Annotated in this window: 18 protein-coding genes; 10 read left to right on the top strand and 8 right to left on the bottom strand. The window is 38.8% G+C overall.

Features of this window, described 5'->3' with window-relative positions; all coding sequences use genetic code 11:
* The first annotated feature begins 304 nt into the window (after positions 1-304).
* A complete protein-coding gene (locus tag M301_RS14595) occupies positions 305-475 on the top strand; it encodes a hypothetical protein (protein WP_013148520.1) in 171 nt (56 codons plus the stop codon).
* 241 nt (positions 476-716) lie between these two features.
* Here M301_RS14595 and M301_RS09310 read toward each other — a convergent pair whose 3' ends face one another.
* The 5 genes from M301_RS09310 to M301_RS09330 form a co-directional block, all read right to left on the bottom strand.
* Positions 717-1061 (bottom strand): hypothetical protein, encoded by a 345-nt coding sequence (locus tag M301_RS09310; protein WP_013148521.1) that lies wholly within the window; start codon positions 1059-1061, stop codon positions 717-719.
* 72 nt (positions 1062-1133) lie between these two features.
* On the bottom strand, positions 1134-1448 hold the full coding sequence (locus M301_RS09315) for a hypothetical protein (RefSeq protein WP_013148522.1): 315 nt from the start codon (positions 1446-1448) through the stop codon (positions 1134-1136).
* Between the two features lie 63 nt (positions 1449-1511).
* Positions 1512-1988 carry a hypothetical protein gene (locus M301_RS09320; protein WP_013148523.1) on the bottom strand — a complete coding sequence of 159 codons (477 nt, stop codon included), beginning with the start codon at positions 1986-1988 and terminating at the stop codon, positions 1512-1514.
* A gap of 260 nt (positions 1989-2248) precedes the next feature.
* Positions 2249-3058, bottom strand: coding sequence for a hypothetical protein (locus M301_RS09325; protein ID WP_013148524.1), 810 nt, complete (start codon positions 3056-3058; stop codon positions 2249-2251).
* Positions 3059-3100: 42 nt separating this feature from the next.
* Positions 3101-3364, bottom strand: coding sequence for a hypothetical protein (locus M301_RS09330; protein WP_148218594.1), 264 nt, complete (start codon positions 3362-3364; stop codon positions 3101-3103).
* Between the two features lie 488 nt (positions 3365-3852).
* Here M301_RS09330 and M301_RS09335 point away from each other — a divergent pair, with 488 nt between their 5' ends.
* Positions 3853-4119 carry a hypothetical protein gene (locus tag M301_RS09335; RefSeq protein ID WP_013148526.1) on the top strand — a complete coding sequence of 89 codons (267 nt, stop codon included), beginning with the start codon at positions 3853-3855 and terminating at the stop codon, positions 4117-4119.
* 693 nt (positions 4120-4812) lie between these two features.
* Here M301_RS09335 and M301_RS09345 read toward each other — a convergent pair.
* A complete protein-coding gene (locus M301_RS09345) occupies positions 4813-5727 on the bottom strand; it encodes a LysR family transcriptional regulator (RefSeq protein ID WP_013148528.1) in 915 nt (304 codons plus the stop codon).
* A 147-nt stretch (positions 5728-5874) separates the two neighbouring features.
* Here M301_RS09345 and M301_RS09350 point away from each other — a divergent pair, with 147 nt between their 5' ends.
* The 4 genes from M301_RS09350 to M301_RS09365 all read left to right on the top strand — a co-directional run bounded on the left by M301_RS09350 (position 5875) and on the right by M301_RS09365 (position 9302).
* Entirely contained in the window at positions 5875-6915 is a 1041-nt protein-coding gene (locus M301_RS09350; RefSeq protein WP_013148529.1) for a YeiH family protein, read from the top strand.
* Between the two features lie 61 nt (positions 6916-6976).
* Complete coding sequence (gene sorA, locus M301_RS09355) at positions 6977-8215, top strand: SorA family sulfite dehydrogenase catalytic subunit (protein WP_013148530.1); 1239 nt, start codon at positions 6977-6979, stop codon at positions 8213-8215.
* 25 nt (positions 8216-8240) lie between these two features.
* A complete protein-coding gene (gene sorB, locus M301_RS09360; RefSeq protein ID WP_013148531.1) occupies positions 8241-8864 on the top strand; it encodes a SorB family sulfite dehydrogenase c-type cytochrome subunit in 624 nt (207 codons plus the stop codon).
* A gap of 30 nt (positions 8865-8894) precedes the next feature.
* A complete protein-coding gene (locus M301_RS09365; protein WP_013148532.1) occupies positions 8895-9302 on the top strand; it encodes a YidH family protein in 408 nt (135 codons plus the stop codon).
* Between the two features lie 10 nt (positions 9303-9312).
* Here the strand turns inward: M301_RS09365 and M301_RS09370 are convergent, their stop codons facing one another.
* Together M301_RS09370 and M301_RS09375 are read right to left on the bottom strand one after the other, a co-directional pair.
* Positions 9313-10242: an MBL fold metallo-hydrolase gene (locus M301_RS09370; protein WP_041360032.1), complete on the bottom strand. Its 930-nt coding sequence runs from the start codon at positions 10240-10242 to the stop codon at positions 9313-9315.
* A 220-nt stretch (positions 10243-10462) separates the two neighbouring features.
* Positions 10463-11404 (bottom strand): integron integrase, encoded by a 942-nt coding sequence (locus tag M301_RS09375; RefSeq protein ID WP_013148534.1) that lies wholly within the window; start codon positions 11402-11404, stop codon positions 10463-10465.
* A 250-nt stretch (positions 11405-11654) separates the two neighbouring features.
* Here M301_RS09375 and M301_RS09380 point away from each other — a divergent pair, with 250 nt between their 5' ends.
* The 4 genes from M301_RS09380 (at position 11655) to M301_RS09400 (ending at position 15061) form a co-directional block, all read left to right on the top strand.
* Positions 11655-11972 carry a hypothetical protein gene (locus M301_RS09380; protein WP_013148535.1) on the top strand — a complete coding sequence of 106 codons (318 nt, stop codon included), beginning with the start codon at positions 11655-11657 and terminating at the stop codon, positions 11970-11972.
* A gap of 385 nt (positions 11973-12357) precedes the next feature.
* A complete protein-coding gene (locus M301_RS09390) occupies positions 12358-12702 on the top strand; it encodes a hypothetical protein (RefSeq protein ID WP_013148537.1) in 345 nt (114 codons plus the stop codon).
* A gap of 416 nt (positions 12703-13118) precedes the next feature.
* Positions 13119-14255 (top strand): GmrSD restriction endonuclease domain-containing protein, encoded by a 1137-nt coding sequence (locus tag M301_RS09395; RefSeq protein WP_013148538.1) that lies wholly within the window; start codon positions 13119-13121, stop codon positions 14253-14255.
* Complete coding sequence (locus M301_RS09400; RefSeq protein WP_013148539.1) at positions 14252-15061, top strand: MAE_28990/MAE_18760 family HEPN-like nuclease; 810 nt, start codon at positions 14252-14254, stop codon at positions 15059-15061. The genes M301_RS09395 and M301_RS09400 overlap by 4 nt, the downstream gene beginning before the upstream one ends.
* Positions 15062-15122: the final 61 nt, after the last annotated feature.

Here is a 15122-nt window from a genome sequence, read left to right on the forward strand (position 1 = left end):
TGTTTTTAAGGTAGTGTAGTTTCCATTTATAGTTCATTTGCTATTGTTAGCAAAATATGTTTCCAGCAAAAGGCTAACAAACAATATTAAAAGTTTCGTTACTGGCTGGTGGCGTCAACCCTGACCACAAATTGCGGTTACGTAACAACTTGCATCCCTTGTTTGAGCCAGCAAATCTTAATAGGTAATGCAAGAATTTGGAAACCTTCCAAAAAAATCTGTTTACTATGTTAGTTACCACACCGTAAGTCTTATTAACTTGGGTTATCTTTCTATCTTTAAGTTAAAAAATAGAAAGTGATGTATGAGCATATCCTCTTTATCAGATAACCAACAGTTAACCTTGCTTAAAAATGCTTACTTTGAAGCATTAGCGTCATACAATGACAGCTACACCGAAGAGGCTTTATCTAAACTTTCTTCTTCGGAGGATGCATACATGTCATACATAGAATGCAGTGTTTCCCAAGCTTGATTACTAATAAAGCAAAAAGGAGCTTATCAAAGCTCCTTTTTGTTATCTATTGATGACGTGCTAATCATTGTGTAACTCCTCTTAAAAATCTTTAATTATGTTTTAAATTGCTCTTTAGTAAACTAAGAGATCTTGTGCTACGAGTCTTACAATACAGCTCAAATCTGTCAGAAACCTGACAAAAAATTATAAATATTTTTGAGCATGCTCAGAATTGAATCTTGAAAGTAGGGACTTGTTATTAAATCAACCCTGCAGAATGCAGCATGGCGTCTTCAATTTTCTTTTTGAAATCAATTGCCTCATTATGAATTTTTTTATCTGAATCGCTCTTAAGTTTTGAGTCTTTATTTTTGATTTCTCCAACCGCAAATCCTGCTTCATATGACGCATCACATGTGGCGTCTTTTTTAATACCTTTAGCAACTGAAAGCCTTGCTGCTAAGTCTGCATAAACATGATCTTTTGCAGCGTCAAAGTAACCTGTTAAACGGCAACTCTTATAAATTTCATCTGGCTTTTCCGCATGGGCTAATCCGATAAAGCCAAAAGTAGTCATCATAAGTAATAGTATATTTTTAATCATAAGTACCTTAGTTGATTGAGAAAGCTTACTTACTTAAAGTGAATGAAGAGGTGTGTTACAAATACTTAAACTTTAATCATCGTCATCATCATGTTCGTGATGTCTATGGTGCCAGCGATGTTCATGATGACCTCGCCAACCATCATTATCAGAATACTGATCAGCGCTTTGATAATATGGACTTGGGTTGGCGCTATAGTATTCGTGATAAACAGGTCTGGCTTGATAATAAACAACTGCTGGCGGTGCGTAATATATAGGCGCAGGCTCATAATAATAGGGTTGGCCAATATTCAAACTGAAGCCTATCGAATCATGCGCTAGCACGCTGCTTGAAAAACCTATGCCTAGTAATACAGCAAGTAATCCTAATTGATTTTTTTTCATGATATGTCCTTTCACTCAAAGACGTTTGATGACACTTAAACGTCTCTAGCTGAGAATAGTTGACTAATGCTCATCTTCATCATCGTCATCATGGTGATGATGTTTGTGATGCCCTTTGCCATGTTTATATTCATGGTCATCGTCATAATAGTCTGACCTCTCATGCGTCCTTGGAGAGGGCTCGGCAATGACCTTGCCTACCGTTGCACCACCAGCGCCACCAAGACCCGCACCCACGATTGCACCTGTACCACTGTGGCTCACTTTGCGGCCAACGTATGCACCTCCAGCACCGCCTGCAGCGCCTCCAATAACAGCGCCAGCTTGACCTTCACCTTTAGTTGTCACTGCACCACCCACACCGCCGCCAACCGCACCGCCAAGCACTTCTCCGTTACGGCCACCCACTACACCTCCCAGAGCTGTGCCTAACGCAGCACCTAGACCACCACCAACCGCAGTTTTAGCGTTGCTGTCTCCTGCCATGGCCTGACCGGATACTAACAACAGAACTAACAAAGGTACTTTAACTAAATTCATTCACTTGCTCTCCAAAAAATATACATTTTAACTTATGCTGCACTTTACCTAAACATCAATAGCTGCGTAAAAATCTGATTGTAATGAGCTAACCTTACACAACTCTGACAGCTAAAAATACATGAACTAGTCATTTGATGCTTTACTATCCAAATTTGAATGTCTGTATTTGGGTCAAGTAACGAATGAGATTTAAATCACGAATTGCTTTCGCAAGCAGTCGCCGATTACAAAGAAGTGGTTAAAGTGATAATGCCCATTCATCTAGGTAATTTTTTTCTACTTCTACTGCTCACCCAAAAACTATAAAACTGACGAGATACTTCGTAGAATAATCCTTGCATATCCTGATATGAAAAGTAATGTTGGATTTTGTTAATTACGTTTCGAAAGCTTATTTTGAGATTTTGATCGTGATTTCTGATTTCTAAAATGATGACTTTTGCAATTTTACTGCTAATTTGAATGTCGCTTTCTGAGACACCCGTTTGCACTAAATAATGTAGATATTGATTTAATGAGTTTGATTCAGAATCAGAAAAAAACTCCTCATCAATATGATTCCATAAACGTATAAAGGCCTCTTTAGAGGCTTCGATATTGTTGAGACCCTGATCTGATAGCCCGTAATTATTTCGACAATAAGGATAAAAATCTCTAGCTAGATCAATACAAAAAGCTTTATCTTTAATGTCGACACCATATATGAGCTTATCAATCACTTGCCGATATGCAACGCCATCAATATGGATGGCATAAAGATAATTGGCTAGTTTATTTAGGTAAAACTTAATATCTTTAATAAGATTGGGATTTGTTTGTTTTGCTAAACATGCGTTCATATAGGACTGAACCGCTATAATCAAGTCAATACCGATATTTAGCTGTATGCATATTGATTTGACGAGTTTGATGAGTTCGCTGTCTCCAGTCAAAACCGCCTTGATTAAAATATCGACTGCATAATTTTGATTAGTATATATTTCTGCCAGCTTCACAAATCCAATGTGCTTTTTTGCTTTTAATGCAAATTGTGAGACCTCTATTACATTCTGATTTGTCAGTGCCATGTTTGAATGATTAGTTGTTATTTAGTAATACAGATACTCAAACTAAGCCTCAGCTGCAATCACCCATTTATTCTCTTGATGAATCATCGAAGTCAGAAAAGCAGGAGAACCCTCCCAAAGAATAATCGCAACATCACCCTCATACTCATGATGAGTTGATTGAATGTTCTCCGCTATTGCAACATGATCATTGCTTGTCCAATGTTTCTCAAACTCTTCTATTGTGATTGTGTTAAAACGATGTAAAAGATAATCTCTTCTAATTGCGATATATTCTTCTGGTGTTGCAGCTCTGATAGTCATCAATATACCTCGAGTAAGTTTTAAAATGATAGAACGTAAGTTTTAGTAGTTCATATTTGCATCGAATATATATACGTTAAGAACTTTATTTTAGATTCAACTTAATTGAGTCGCGACTGCAATAAACTATTTTCTCAAGTTAGGTTATTGCTTTGTCACAACAACTTACAATTAATTCCAAACAATTTAAAATTTTAAGCCGATGATCAGGGCTTTGCGAACTACGGACTATAAAAAATGATGAGTCCAAACGGTATTGGCACTCATAATTAATACTGGAGCTAAAGTTAAAGTGATTGATATTTTTCAAGAAATACCACTCCTGATCGCTATTAGTGGCTATTAGCCTACCGCTTTGAGCATTCGCTCTGTGTCTATTGGCTTCATAGAAAATGTTCACTTGATATTACGGTTAATTCAATGCAATATATACTTACTCAAAAGTTCCATACAAGTGAAGTTACAATCGCATGATTATTGGGGAGTAGAGAATGGACGTTCTATTTCGGAAAGAACAAAAGTTATGTGCCACTTGTACATACTGGGATGGTACAAAAGAGATATCTGATAATGCGATAAATACAGGCTTCAATTCTTGTGGAAGATGTGAATCTCCCAATAACTTCCCTATTAGCCAACGTTTAGCATCCGAACAAGCTTGTTTAAAATATACGCTTTATCCAGCGTTAAAAGAAAAACCTGAGCTTATTTTAGTAAGCCCCACTAAAAACAGCATTATGCCAACTCTGAAGGTTTAATCAATTGATTAGTGTTTTGGTTACCTTATGATAACTATTGTGTTAACTCCAATCCGAACTTCTAGTTCTTTCTGGATTAGCTAGAACTCTAATTATTATGGATCTAGGCAAGCCGGCCTTTTCCATCATCTGCTTTGCTTGCAATTCACCTCGGAATTTACTCAATATCAATCCCTTGTTCACTACATGATCAAATATATTATTTAGACGTTTTTTCATAATGCCTCAAGAAACTCAAGTGGTTGAATGAGCACTTCTAATGATTGGTTCATTTAATCCTAGTCTGACTATCGCTTTGCATATATCTAACAAAAAAAACAAGATATAGAACAATAATGAGCACTACAGTACCTATGCCGATATACATTTTTCACCTCCATCTCATAGCTCACCCTATGGAAGGGTAATTAAGCACGAGTTCATCCACTATATTAAAGCCTTCGCTCTTATTGATGTCTGTGCGGTAACACACCTTACATTCTGCTTCAATAGAGCCATATGCCATATTGCTGCCAAATGATTCATTTATGGTCTATGGTGGGTTAATCTTGAGTTAATAAAATAAAGCGAACGTCTGATTTGGGTCGAATGTGTAAGTAAGTGAAGTCTGCTTTCAGATCTTCCAACAGCAGACTCTTGCCTTGAGAACCTTGGGCCCAAAGCAGTCATTCAAAAATAATGTAAATAGTCGTTTCAAGTATCTTTTTGGTTTTTAAAAATATGATTCATAAAATGTTGCATTCCAGGCGTAACCTGTTTTTGATGATGTACCAGTAAACTAAACCGACGCACTAGTTTGCCAAAGGGCGTTTTCAGTTCAACCAATTTACCAGCATCTAACATATCTCTCACAACTGTACGTGATAGACAGGCTATACCGAGTCCCTGAACTGCGCTTTGTTTAATTGCTTCATGATCATTAAATTCAAGACTACTTTTTAATTGTGCTATGTGCGGTAATAATGCCTGCTCTAACGCCTCACGTGTTCCAGAGCCTCGCTCTCTCAGCAACCAGTTAGCTTTGGTAAGCAGATCTGGAGAGATGAATTCTCCATTTTCTTGCAAAACAGGATGATTCGGCGCTACAACTAATAGAAGTTCATCTTCTAACCAAGGACTGACACTAATATCGGCTCTATTGCATGGCCCTTCGATCAAGCCTATATCCACTTCAAAATTAACAACCTTACTTACAATATCAGCTGTATTTGCAACAACGACTTGCAATGGAGGCATCAGTTCACCCAAGACAATACCTTGAGCGCGCCAATAGTTGGCTAATATCGTCGGAAGCAAATAATTGCCTATGGTCAGGCTAGCACCGATAATCAGAATGCTGGGGGCAATTTCGTTAAAACTATTTTCTAAACTAGTTGCACCATTAACCAATGCCATGGCTTGCGGTAACATCGCTCGCCCATGGTCATTCAATAATAGTCGTTTACCCACACGATCAAATAACTGCACATTCAGCGCTTTTTCTAGTTCAGCTATAGATGCACTAATCGCAGATTGCGATAAAGCTATTATCTCGCCCGCAGCTGTTGTACTACCACTTTGCGCAATGGCGATGAAAATTTGTAGTTGCCTTAATGTAATTCGCATCATCACCATCCGTAACAAAATAATCTGAAACAATATTTATATACCAGTTTTATTGGTAGATTATACATAAATAATCTGTTTTATTTATTTATTGTGAGTCTGTAAAGTGCAACACATACTTTAACAACACACTATTTAAGTGACTAAATCATGCAAACATTAATAAAAAATTACCTACCAGGCATAGTGCTAAGTTTAGGCATCGCTATAGTCTCGCTAATATTAGCCAATATCACCTGGCTACAAAGTCATGCAATTGGCACACTCACTATTGCGATTATTCTCGGAATATTTTTGGGCAATACCCTCTATCCAAGCATCGCAACGCAATGCGCAAAAGGTGTGTTGTTTTCTAAACAACGCTTATTACAATTAGGCATTATTTTTTATGGTTTTAGATTAACGTTTGCTGATATTACCCATGTAGGTGCGCATGGCGCTTTGATTGATGTATTAGTGCTGACGAGCACCTTTGCATTGGCTTGGGTAGTTGGTCGTAAAGTATTTAAGTTGGATACTAACACCGTGATTTTAATTGGTGCTGGTAGCTCAATTTGCGGCGCAGCCGCAGTGATGGCGACTGAGCCTGTACTGAAAGGTCGTGCTGAGCAGGTGTCAGTTGCTGTTTCTACAGTGTTGGTATTCGGCACAATGAGCATGCTGTTATACCCAGCATTATTTCAATGGAATTTAAGCTGGCATTTTTTCCCAACCAGTGCCGAAGCATTTGGTATTTTTACAGGCTCAACTGTGCATGAAGTCGCACAAGTCGTCGCAGCGGCAAAACCATTGGGGGATATTGCCACTAACACTGCCGTGATCGCAAAAATGGTGCGGGTGATGATGCTAGCACCATTCTTGATTCTGTTATCACTCTATGTGGCACGCACCCAACAATCGCAAATACACTTAGAGGCTACTACCAAAGCACCAATTACGATTCCATGGTTTGCCGTTATTTTTGTTGCAGTGGCTGGGCTTAACTCTCTTGCGATTGTACCTAGTAATTTGGTTGTTGCAGCAGTCAATATTGATACCTTATTCCTCGCCATGGCAATGGCTTCATTGGGCTTATGTACACATTTCTCGGCAATAAAACAGGCAGGATTTAAACCTATGGTACTAGGAGGAATTTTGTTCAGCTGGTTAATTATTGGTGGTGCATTAATTAACAGACTAGTGATGGGTTAAGTGCTAATAATCCTTAATACACACATAAATTTGTATAAAATTAAATTTTAGGAGATACAGCATGAATGCTGATAAAGAACAAATCATCAGAAATCGTCGTCAGTTTTTAATGAGTGCAGGCGCAGGGTTAATGGGCATGATGGCGCTAACGAGCAAAACCTGGGCAGCTGTCTCAGAAACCATGCCGTTTGGTAATGGCGAGCGTGAGATGATTGCGTACCCACAAAAACGTAAACTGATGCGTATTACCACCCGACCACCGCATTTAGAAACACCATTTGAGGTGTTTAACGAAGGCGTACTTACGCCAAATGATGCGTTTTTTGTGCGCTATCACTTAGCTAATATTCCTATGTCTATCGATCCTGATACTTATCAGCTAAATATCTCAGGCCATGTGGACAAGCCAATTTCACTTTCATTAAAACAATTAAAAGCAATGAAAACAGTTGAGGTGGTTGCAGTCAATCAATGCTCTGGCAACAGCCGTGGATTTTCATCGCCCAGAGTATTTGGTGCGCAATTAGGGAATGGCTCTATGGGCAACGCACGCTGGGTTGGCGTTTCTGTTAAAAGTGTACTGGCACTTGCGGTTATCAAACCAGGCGCTACTTTAGTATCTTTTAATGGTTTAGATGCGCCTGTTTTACCTAGTACACCTGATTTTATTAAAACCTTAGCAATCGACCATGCGATGGATGGCGAACCGATGCTCGCTTGGGAAATGAATGGCGAAGAGTTACCATTTTTAAATGGCTACCCTGTTAAATTAATTGTGCCAGGTTACTTTGGTACTTATTGGGTAAAGCACCTGAGCGAAATTAAGGTACTGAATACCTCATTTGAAGGCCATGATAGTTTTTTTATGAATACTGCTTACCGTCTACCTGATAACGATTGCCTCTGCGTGCCAGCTGGTACAGCGCCTTCAAAAACCAAACCTATTACCAAACTTAAAGTACGCTCATTTATTACCAATGTAAGTAGCGATCAAAAGATAAGTGTTGGTCAGTATGCATTACTTAAAGGGATCGCTTTTGATGGTGGTAGTGGCATTAAAGAAGTAGTAGTTTCAGACGATAGCGGCCTAACTTGGCAAGTTGCCAAGTTAGGTAAAGACTTGGGCAAGTACTCTTTCCGCGAATGGCAGTTTGCTTATAAGCCAGCCAAAAATGGTGACGTCCAGTTAATGGTGCGTGCAACAGGAAACGATGGTGATACACAGCCAATGACTGCAACTTGGAATCCAGGTGGTTATCTTCGTAATGTTGTTGAAACTACAAAACTTACTGTTGTTTAAATATCAGATGTATAGAGGAAACACCATGTTAAAAAATATGACTACAAAATTTGTAATAGCAGCTTTGTTTCTTATATCTATTCAAGGAATAGCTGCACCAAGAAGCATAGAGCTGCCTGAAGAAACCGCTAAGTTTAAAGAATCTATTCATCCTGGCTACATCATTGCGCAACAAAAATGTAGTATTTGCCACTCAGCAGATTATATTAACCTGCAACCATCAGGCATGAATCTCAAACAATGGACGGCTGAAGTCACTAAGATGCAACACGCATATGGCGCACCGATTACTGATGATGATATAAAAGTGATTGGTCAGTATCTGGCCACCACCTATGGCAACGAAAAGCTTGCAGCTATTACTACATCTGTGGCAACCACAACCCCAGTAGCCAGTGCTATCGATGTTAAAACTTTATTAGCTAATAATGCCTGCTTGGGCTGTCATGCCCTGTCACAAAAAATTGTTGGCCCCGCTTATCATGATGTAGCAGAACGCTATCGTAAAAATCCTAAAGCCTTAGAAACGGTGATGGCAAACATCAAAGCCGGTGGCGCAAATAAATGGAGTGCAGTGCCGATGCCGCCGTTTCCAGCATTGACGGATGCAGAGTTAAAAGTATTAGCTCAATTTGTGCTAAGCCAATAATATCTAAATTTACAAAAAGGGAGTTTATATATGAGTGACGACACAGCAACCCACATCATTAAAGCTAAATCATTAGTATCTGATCCACGCATATTTTTTGCAGCTGAGCGTACGCTCTTAGCGTGGGTGAGGTCTGGTTTAGCCGTGATGGCGCTGGGTTTGGTGATTGATAAGTTTGGCTTGTTATTATCAGTGTTAACCTCCTCTACAGTTAATCATCATCAGACTCATCAGGATATATCACATTATCTTGGCATCATATTAATATTGGTGGGAACACTTATTGTAATGGGCGCACAATATAATCATCATGTGTATTTACCAAGTTTGCCACCTGAGGATTTGCCAAAACAAGCTATCGTTCGACTAGATTGGTTTTTGACTTTTTCAATTGCAACTATTGGGGTATTACTGACGATTTATCTGGTTGTTGCTTAACTCTAATAATTTAAGGAGTAAAGCAATCAAGGTCATTCGCAAACATAGTCTTACCATTGAAAGAGTGGGAGATAACCTCTAGTGTTTGCGGTTCTTTGCCTAATGTACGAAGCATTCTGTGAGAAAGTACTAATTGTTTGATATTGGCTTCTACAGCAATTTGACCAATCACAGAAGGTGGCATATGTAACTTTCGTTCAACACCGCTTGCTCCTTCAGGCACAGCGTTATGTGCAACTAATATATCAGCATCTTTTGCTAAGAGTTGTAGATTGCCGTTGCCGCCATTAGTATCACCACTAAAGACAATGCTTTTACCGCCAATATCAACTCGCCATGCTAATGCGGGAACGCTGCCATGCACGACATCTGTTGCAGTTGCTATTACGCCAGATTGGTTAAAAACTTCTTTAATTCTTTGGTTTTTAAACTCAACGTTATGTGCTTGAATGACATAACTAGATTGGCTTGTTGTTAGAAAATCATTTAGATAACGGTAAGCGCCTTTTGTACCAAATAAATCTTGTATAAATTCAGTCGTACTTGGAAATAATGTATTACCAGTTGGACCATACACTGGCAGTGGTTTTGAGCGATCTTCAAAATAAGAAGATTTAATGAGCGCAGGGAAATCCGCAGTGTGATCTACATGCAAATGTGTGAATAACACTACATATAAATCTGTCATGTTTGCGCCACTCTCCCCAAAACGCAAAGCACTGCCACCGCCACTATCAATCAACACGCGCGCCATGCCATCCTGCCAAATGAGATAGCTGCTAGAAGCCCGCTTATCTTGCATTTCAGGGCCACCAGAACCAAGTACTTGTAACTCAATGCCATGTCCCGCACAACTTGATGCAAAAGCTTCGTCGATTAAAAAGATGGTGGCAGTTAAGCATAAAAATATTTTGCTAACGAACTTAGAAGCATGTTTCATATGTTTAATATCTAAAGTTGTATTAATAAATACATTAACCCAACAATAAAAATATAGATACTTGAAAAATTCTTGATGACTGCTTTGGGTCGGCATTGATGATTCTCAATGTCGGCTTTGAAGAAGTGTGATTATGAAGCCCAGTAGTAGACGGTCGTAAAAGTCACTCAGGGCCCCAAGCGGAAGTTCGTAATGAACCTCCGCTAAGGTAACTTATCATTCAAAGCCTATCAAAAGGGCTCGTCACCATTTTTGTTGCTTGAATCACATGGGTATAAATCATGGTGGTTTGCAAACTACGATGCCCAAGTAACAATTGAATTGTTCTAATGTCAGTACCGGCACTCAGTAAATGCGTAGCAAACGAATGCCGCAAGGTATGAACTGAAGCGTGCTTTCTAACCCCTGCTAGATTTAATGCGGACTTAAATGCACGCTGTATCGTCGTATCTGACATATGCCAGCGCGCCAATTGGAATTCATTCTGCCATGGCCGTAGCACTTTAGAAGGAAATACAAACTGCCATGCGATAGAGCGTGAGGCTGCAGGATATTTACGATAAAGTGCATTAGGCATTGCCGCGTAACCACCGCCTTTTGCAATATCTGCAGAATGCAATTGTGCAACCATGACAAGGTGCTTTTGAAGTCGCTCAATTAATTGAGATGGAAGTAAGGTGGTTCTGTCCTTTCCGCCCTTGCCATCACGCACGGTCAAAGTCTTTGCACCGAAATCAATGTCTTTTACCCTCAAGCCAATGCATTCACTCACTCTTAAACCCGCGCCATAAAGTAATTGCGCCATGAGCTGACATGTTCCACTCATCACCTCGAAAGTTGCCTTTACTTCATCAGCAGTTAATACGACAGGCACACGATGCTGACGTTGAACGCGTTTTAAACCTGTCATAAGACCTAAAGGCTTTTCAAGTACATCGTTATATAAAAACACAATAGCATTCAAGGCGATGGTTTGCGTAGATGCTGATACTTGTCGATCTCTGGCGAGATAATTCAAGAACAGCTCAACTTCAGAAGAACCCATCAAATCAGGATGTCTTTTTTGATGAAAGAAGATGAACCTGCGTATCCAATGCACATAGGCTTCTTCGTTGCGTGGACTGAAATGACGCCTCCGGCAAACGGTGCGAACACGATCCATTAAACGTGGTGGATTAGCTGGTTGTTGACCCCATAAAGATAGCTCCTTTGTTGAGGTTTAAAAAGACTAAAGTGTACTAAACTTAAAACAAGTTGCGTCCGTACTTGCTATTTATTATTATACGGACAGAGCAAACACTAACTATAAGATTTAAAAAGAAAAATAACATGTCAAAATCAACATTCACAATATTATTATACGGACGCACGTGTCCGCTTAATAACTGTTAGGGCTACAGTTGAAAACGCTAATGCTTATTTTTGTTGCTGGGCTATTGATAGCTTTAGGCTTAGCTGCTTGGCAATATTCGTTAGCACCTCAAGGCACTCTTTTATACACACCCGCTCCAGGCATCAAACCCAACTTCACTCCCTCATCGGCACTTGGCTTTTTTGTGGGAGTTCTTAGTTTGTGTGCCTTGTCTACCTTTGCCAGCTTGGTTAGTTTCGTTTGTGGGTTTGTAGCAAATCGCCGCTGGTTAGCCGTTGCAAAACAATCCATTATTTTGGCTGCTGGCTATGGGCTGTTTCTTGTGCTTACTATGTTCACAGAGAAGTTATGGCCCTAACCTATCATTCAAGCGGGACTGGCTTACAGCCAGCCCCTTAACTCAAACGTTAAAACGATATGTCTCTAAATTGCCCGAGGTGCAAGAGTGCTGTAGGTTTTCTTCGATTTAAAGAGTCGTTTATCTGCTCACATTGTTCTGCCAAACTAATTGGTAATTATAACGGTGCATTTATTTGGACTGTGGGTCTGTCTTGGCTCGCAGACTTAGTTATTTATCCTGTGGTTTATTCAAATTTTGGTTCAAATTGGTGGCCTGGAGTGATTATTCGTATTGCACTTAGCACTTCAGCTTTTATAGGCTTCCTAGCAATACTGATCAGTAGTATGGGTACTATTGAATTGAGTAGTAAACAAGATTAAAACCGAGCTAATTGAAAGTTAACATGCCTTATATCTTTTTTTGTACTGTCTTACTTGTTTCAATGTTAATCATCATTGGAACATATATCATTTTGGAGAAAAAGTCTGCTGCTACATTCTTTGATGTTGCACTTTTCTTTGTTCCATTTTTTTTATGGTATGGTCTTGCACTTACAGGGCTTCGCCCTAAATCACTTGCGAATTTAGTTGAACCATTTGCTTTTGCTCCTATCATCGCAATTAGTTTACTAGTTAGGTCGTTTGTATTTAAGAAAATTTCTAATGTTGAGCGGTCACGTATTGCATTTTTTGTTGTAATACTTATAGCAACGGCAATCTATTTCCTTGTACCAGCATTACCCGAATAGTGACTACGGTACTTCTCCATACACCAAGGTCGGCTATGGGTCGGGAGTGACTGTTTTCGGGGTCAGCAATTTTACTTGTTGTTTAAGACCTTTCTTCAAGTTACTAGGTTGCCTCACTCAACTTTCTCCAAGCATTAGGCGCCGTGCGCAAAGTCGTACTGGATTTGTGTAGAGCAGAGTCCCCAACCTTCAACTAGCCATTTGCTCTGTCTAGCAAGTAGTCATTAGCGTTCAGTGTGCGATTTCTGCTGACATGATAAAGCTCGGTGTTGGCTGCTGTTTTGAAGTTTTCGCAGCTAGGTTAAGTGCAGATAAACAATGCACATATGTTTCATATCTAGAAGCAACTCTCAAGCCCAAACTTTACAGCATATAGCATCCACCTTATACTGACTCCCCTTAATTGGGAGCAATTTATGTCAGAAAATGAGCAAACAACTTTAAAGAACAAGCTAGACTCAATTCAACAAAAAGCCCGAGAACGAACGGTTAAAACTCAAAATGTTGAGTATGACCTAGAGACTTTAATTAAAAGAATAGATTTAAAAACATTAAAATTAGATCCAGAGTATCAACGCCGTCACAGATGGTCGCCTGAAACTTCATCTCGACTTATTGAGAGTCTAATATTAAATATCCCAATACCAGTTATCTTTATATCGCAAGATATTGATGTTGATGATGAAGCTGAAATTTCCACTTCACGTTATACCGTAATTGACGGTCAACAGCGCCTTACAGCAATGTATGGCTTCCTAAAAGGTGAGTACAGCTTAGTTGGACTTCAAACTTTAGCTGAACTCAACGGATCTTTCTACAAAGACCTTCCTCCATTTTTAATTCGTAGATTAGAAGAGCGAACTATAAAATGTCTCAGAATAGATTCAACTGTAGATGCTCAAGTAAAGTTTGATATTTTTGAAAGATTAAATACTGGTTCAGTTAAGCTCGAAGCTCAAGAGTTAAGAAATGCTACTGCAAGAGGACCTTTTAATGAGCTCATAAAAGTATTGGCAGAATTTCCAGCATTTAGGGCTCTAATTCAAATCAAAGGTTCTAATCCTGAGGATAATCCTAAAGTACAAAAAATGGAGGATGCGGAATTAGTGCTAAGGTTTTTCGCTCTAAAGGAGGGGAAGTTTCGTCAACTAAAAAAAGGATTTAAAGATTTTTTAACTGATGCGCTTGTTGAGCTAAATAAACTTGATGATGCAACAAGAAATGGCCTAGCAGAAGAATTCAAGATTTATATAAACTTCCTGTTAAATTTTGCGGGAAATACGGCTTTCGCAAAGCTACGTTACGAAACTGGTGGTGTAAAACAGATGTCATCATTTAATGCTTCTGTATATGACGCTGTATTAGTTGGCCTTTCGGAATCATACACCGCTTCTGATCTGCAGATTAACTCGGAAGCAATCGCTGCAAAGTTATCTGGCTACCAAACTCTATTCAATAATATTGACTTTTTTAATTCAGTTTCTGGCAGTGTAAATGACGCCGCGAAAGTCGCAACACGTATAGAAGCTATGATGGCCTATTTAAAAAGATGAGTACGGCACTTTTTGAAATAGCTACCTCAATACCTCAAAGGATTAAAGAGCTAAATATACTAACAACTCATGCTGAATTTTGCCAAGTAGATAATGAAGAGCTTTACAACTCATTATGTAGAGCGAGTAGTGTTTTAATTGCTTCACATTTGGAAGGTTTTTTAAAAGAGCTTACAAACGGCTTAATTCAAGATCTTAATTTTAATTTAGGTTCTTTTTCTAAGATGCCAACTGCAATACAAAGAACTTTTTGCAAAAAAATCGCTTTCTATGAAGGCATTCCTGATAAAGAGATTGAAGGCAGAGTAAGTCAACTACTGGATTTTTTTTCAAGAAACTCAGTACCAATTGACTTGAAAGCGTTTAATTATAAGCAAAATCAAAATAAGAACCCAAGTGCTTCATTTATAGATGGTTTATTCAGCCCTATGGGGATTAATTCAATAATTGATTCAATCGAGGGAAGTACTTTTGAGCAAGTGTTTGAAAATAACACTAGAATTAATTTCATGTTATCTAGAGATATGTCTCGTTATAGGTCAAAACTTTATCACTACCCCTATGCATCGTTGCCTTCTAAATATGGATTTAATTTTAAGAATGAAAGAAAAGTAAAAAAGGATAATTCAAGCAAATCTTTATGGCATACGTTTATTGAGGAAATATTAACAACTAGGCACAGCATAGCTCATGGGGATACCATAAAAAACGACACAACAGCAGAAAGCCTAAAGTTTGACATAGTTAAACTTGAAATATTCATGCACAGTATGATGTATGCAACAGCTGCTTATTTTTCAAAATAGCATGTATTTAGGTCGAGTAAACTTCAATCGTGGTTTATGTTCTTAAACACCTCCTACGGCG

The sequence above is a fragment of the Methylotenera versatilis 301 genome (assembly GCF_000093025.1).
GTDB classification, from domain to species: domain Bacteria; phylum Pseudomonadota; class Gammaproteobacteria; order Burkholderiales; family Methylophilaceae; genus Methylotenera; species Methylotenera versatilis.

Coding starts and splice junctions, on each gene's coding strand:
- M301_RS14595 (WP_013148520.1), top strand. CDS start 305: ATGAGCATATCCTCTTTATCAGATAACCAACAGTTAACCTTGCTTAAA.
- M301_RS09310 (WP_013148521.1), bottom strand. CDS start 1,061: ATGATTAAAAATATACTATTACTTATGATGACTACTTTTGGCTTTATC.
- M301_RS09315 (WP_013148522.1), bottom strand. CDS start 1,448: ATGAAAAAAAATCAATTAGGATTACTTGCTGTATTACTAGGCATAGGT.
- M301_RS09320 (WP_013148523.1), bottom strand. CDS start 1,988: ATGAATTTAGTTAAAGTACCTTTGTTAGTTCTGTTGTTAGTATCCGGT.
- M301_RS09325 (WP_013148524.1), bottom strand. CDS start 3,058: ATGGCACTGACAAATCAGAATGTAATAGAGGTCTCACAATTTGCATTA.
- M301_RS09335 (WP_013148526.1), top strand. CDS start 3,853: ATGGACGTTCTATTTCGGAAAGAACAAAAGTTATGTGCCACTTGTACA.
- M301_RS09345 (WP_013148528.1), bottom strand. CDS start 5,727: ATGATGCGAATTACATTAAGGCAACTACAAATTTTCATCGCCATTGCG.
- M301_RS09350 (WP_013148529.1), top strand. CDS start 5,875: ATGCAAACATTAATAAAAAATTACCTACCAGGCATAGTGCTAAGTTTA.
- sorA (WP_013148530.1), top strand. CDS start 6,977: ATGAATGCTGATAAAGAACAAATCATCAGAAATCGTCGTCAGTTTTTA.
- sorB (WP_013148531.1), top strand. CDS start 8,241: ATGTTAAAAAATATGACTACAAAATTTGTAATAGCAGCTTTGTTTCTT.
- M301_RS09365 (WP_013148532.1), top strand. CDS start 8,895: ATGAGTGACGACACAGCAACCCACATCATTAAAGCTAAATCATTAGTA.
- M301_RS09370 (WP_041360032.1), bottom strand. CDS start 10,242: ATGAAACATGCTTCTAAGTTCGTTAGCAAAATATTTTTATGCTTAACT.
- M301_RS09375 (WP_013148534.1), bottom strand. CDS start 11,404: ATGGATCGTGTTCGCACCGTTTGCCGGAGGCGTCATTTCAGTCCACGC.
- M301_RS09380 (WP_013148535.1), top strand. CDS start 11,655: ATGCTTATTTTTGTTGCTGGGCTATTGATAGCTTTAGGCTTAGCTGCT.
- M301_RS09390 (WP_013148537.1), top strand. CDS start 12,358: ATGCCTTATATCTTTTTTTGTACTGTCTTACTTGTTTCAATGTTAATC.
- M301_RS09395 (WP_013148538.1), top strand. CDS start 13,119: ATGTCAGAAAATGAGCAAACAACTTTAAAGAACAAGCTAGACTCAATT.
- M301_RS09400 (WP_013148539.1), top strand. CDS start 14,252: ATGAGTACGGCACTTTTTGAAATAGCTACCTCAATACCTCAAAGGATT.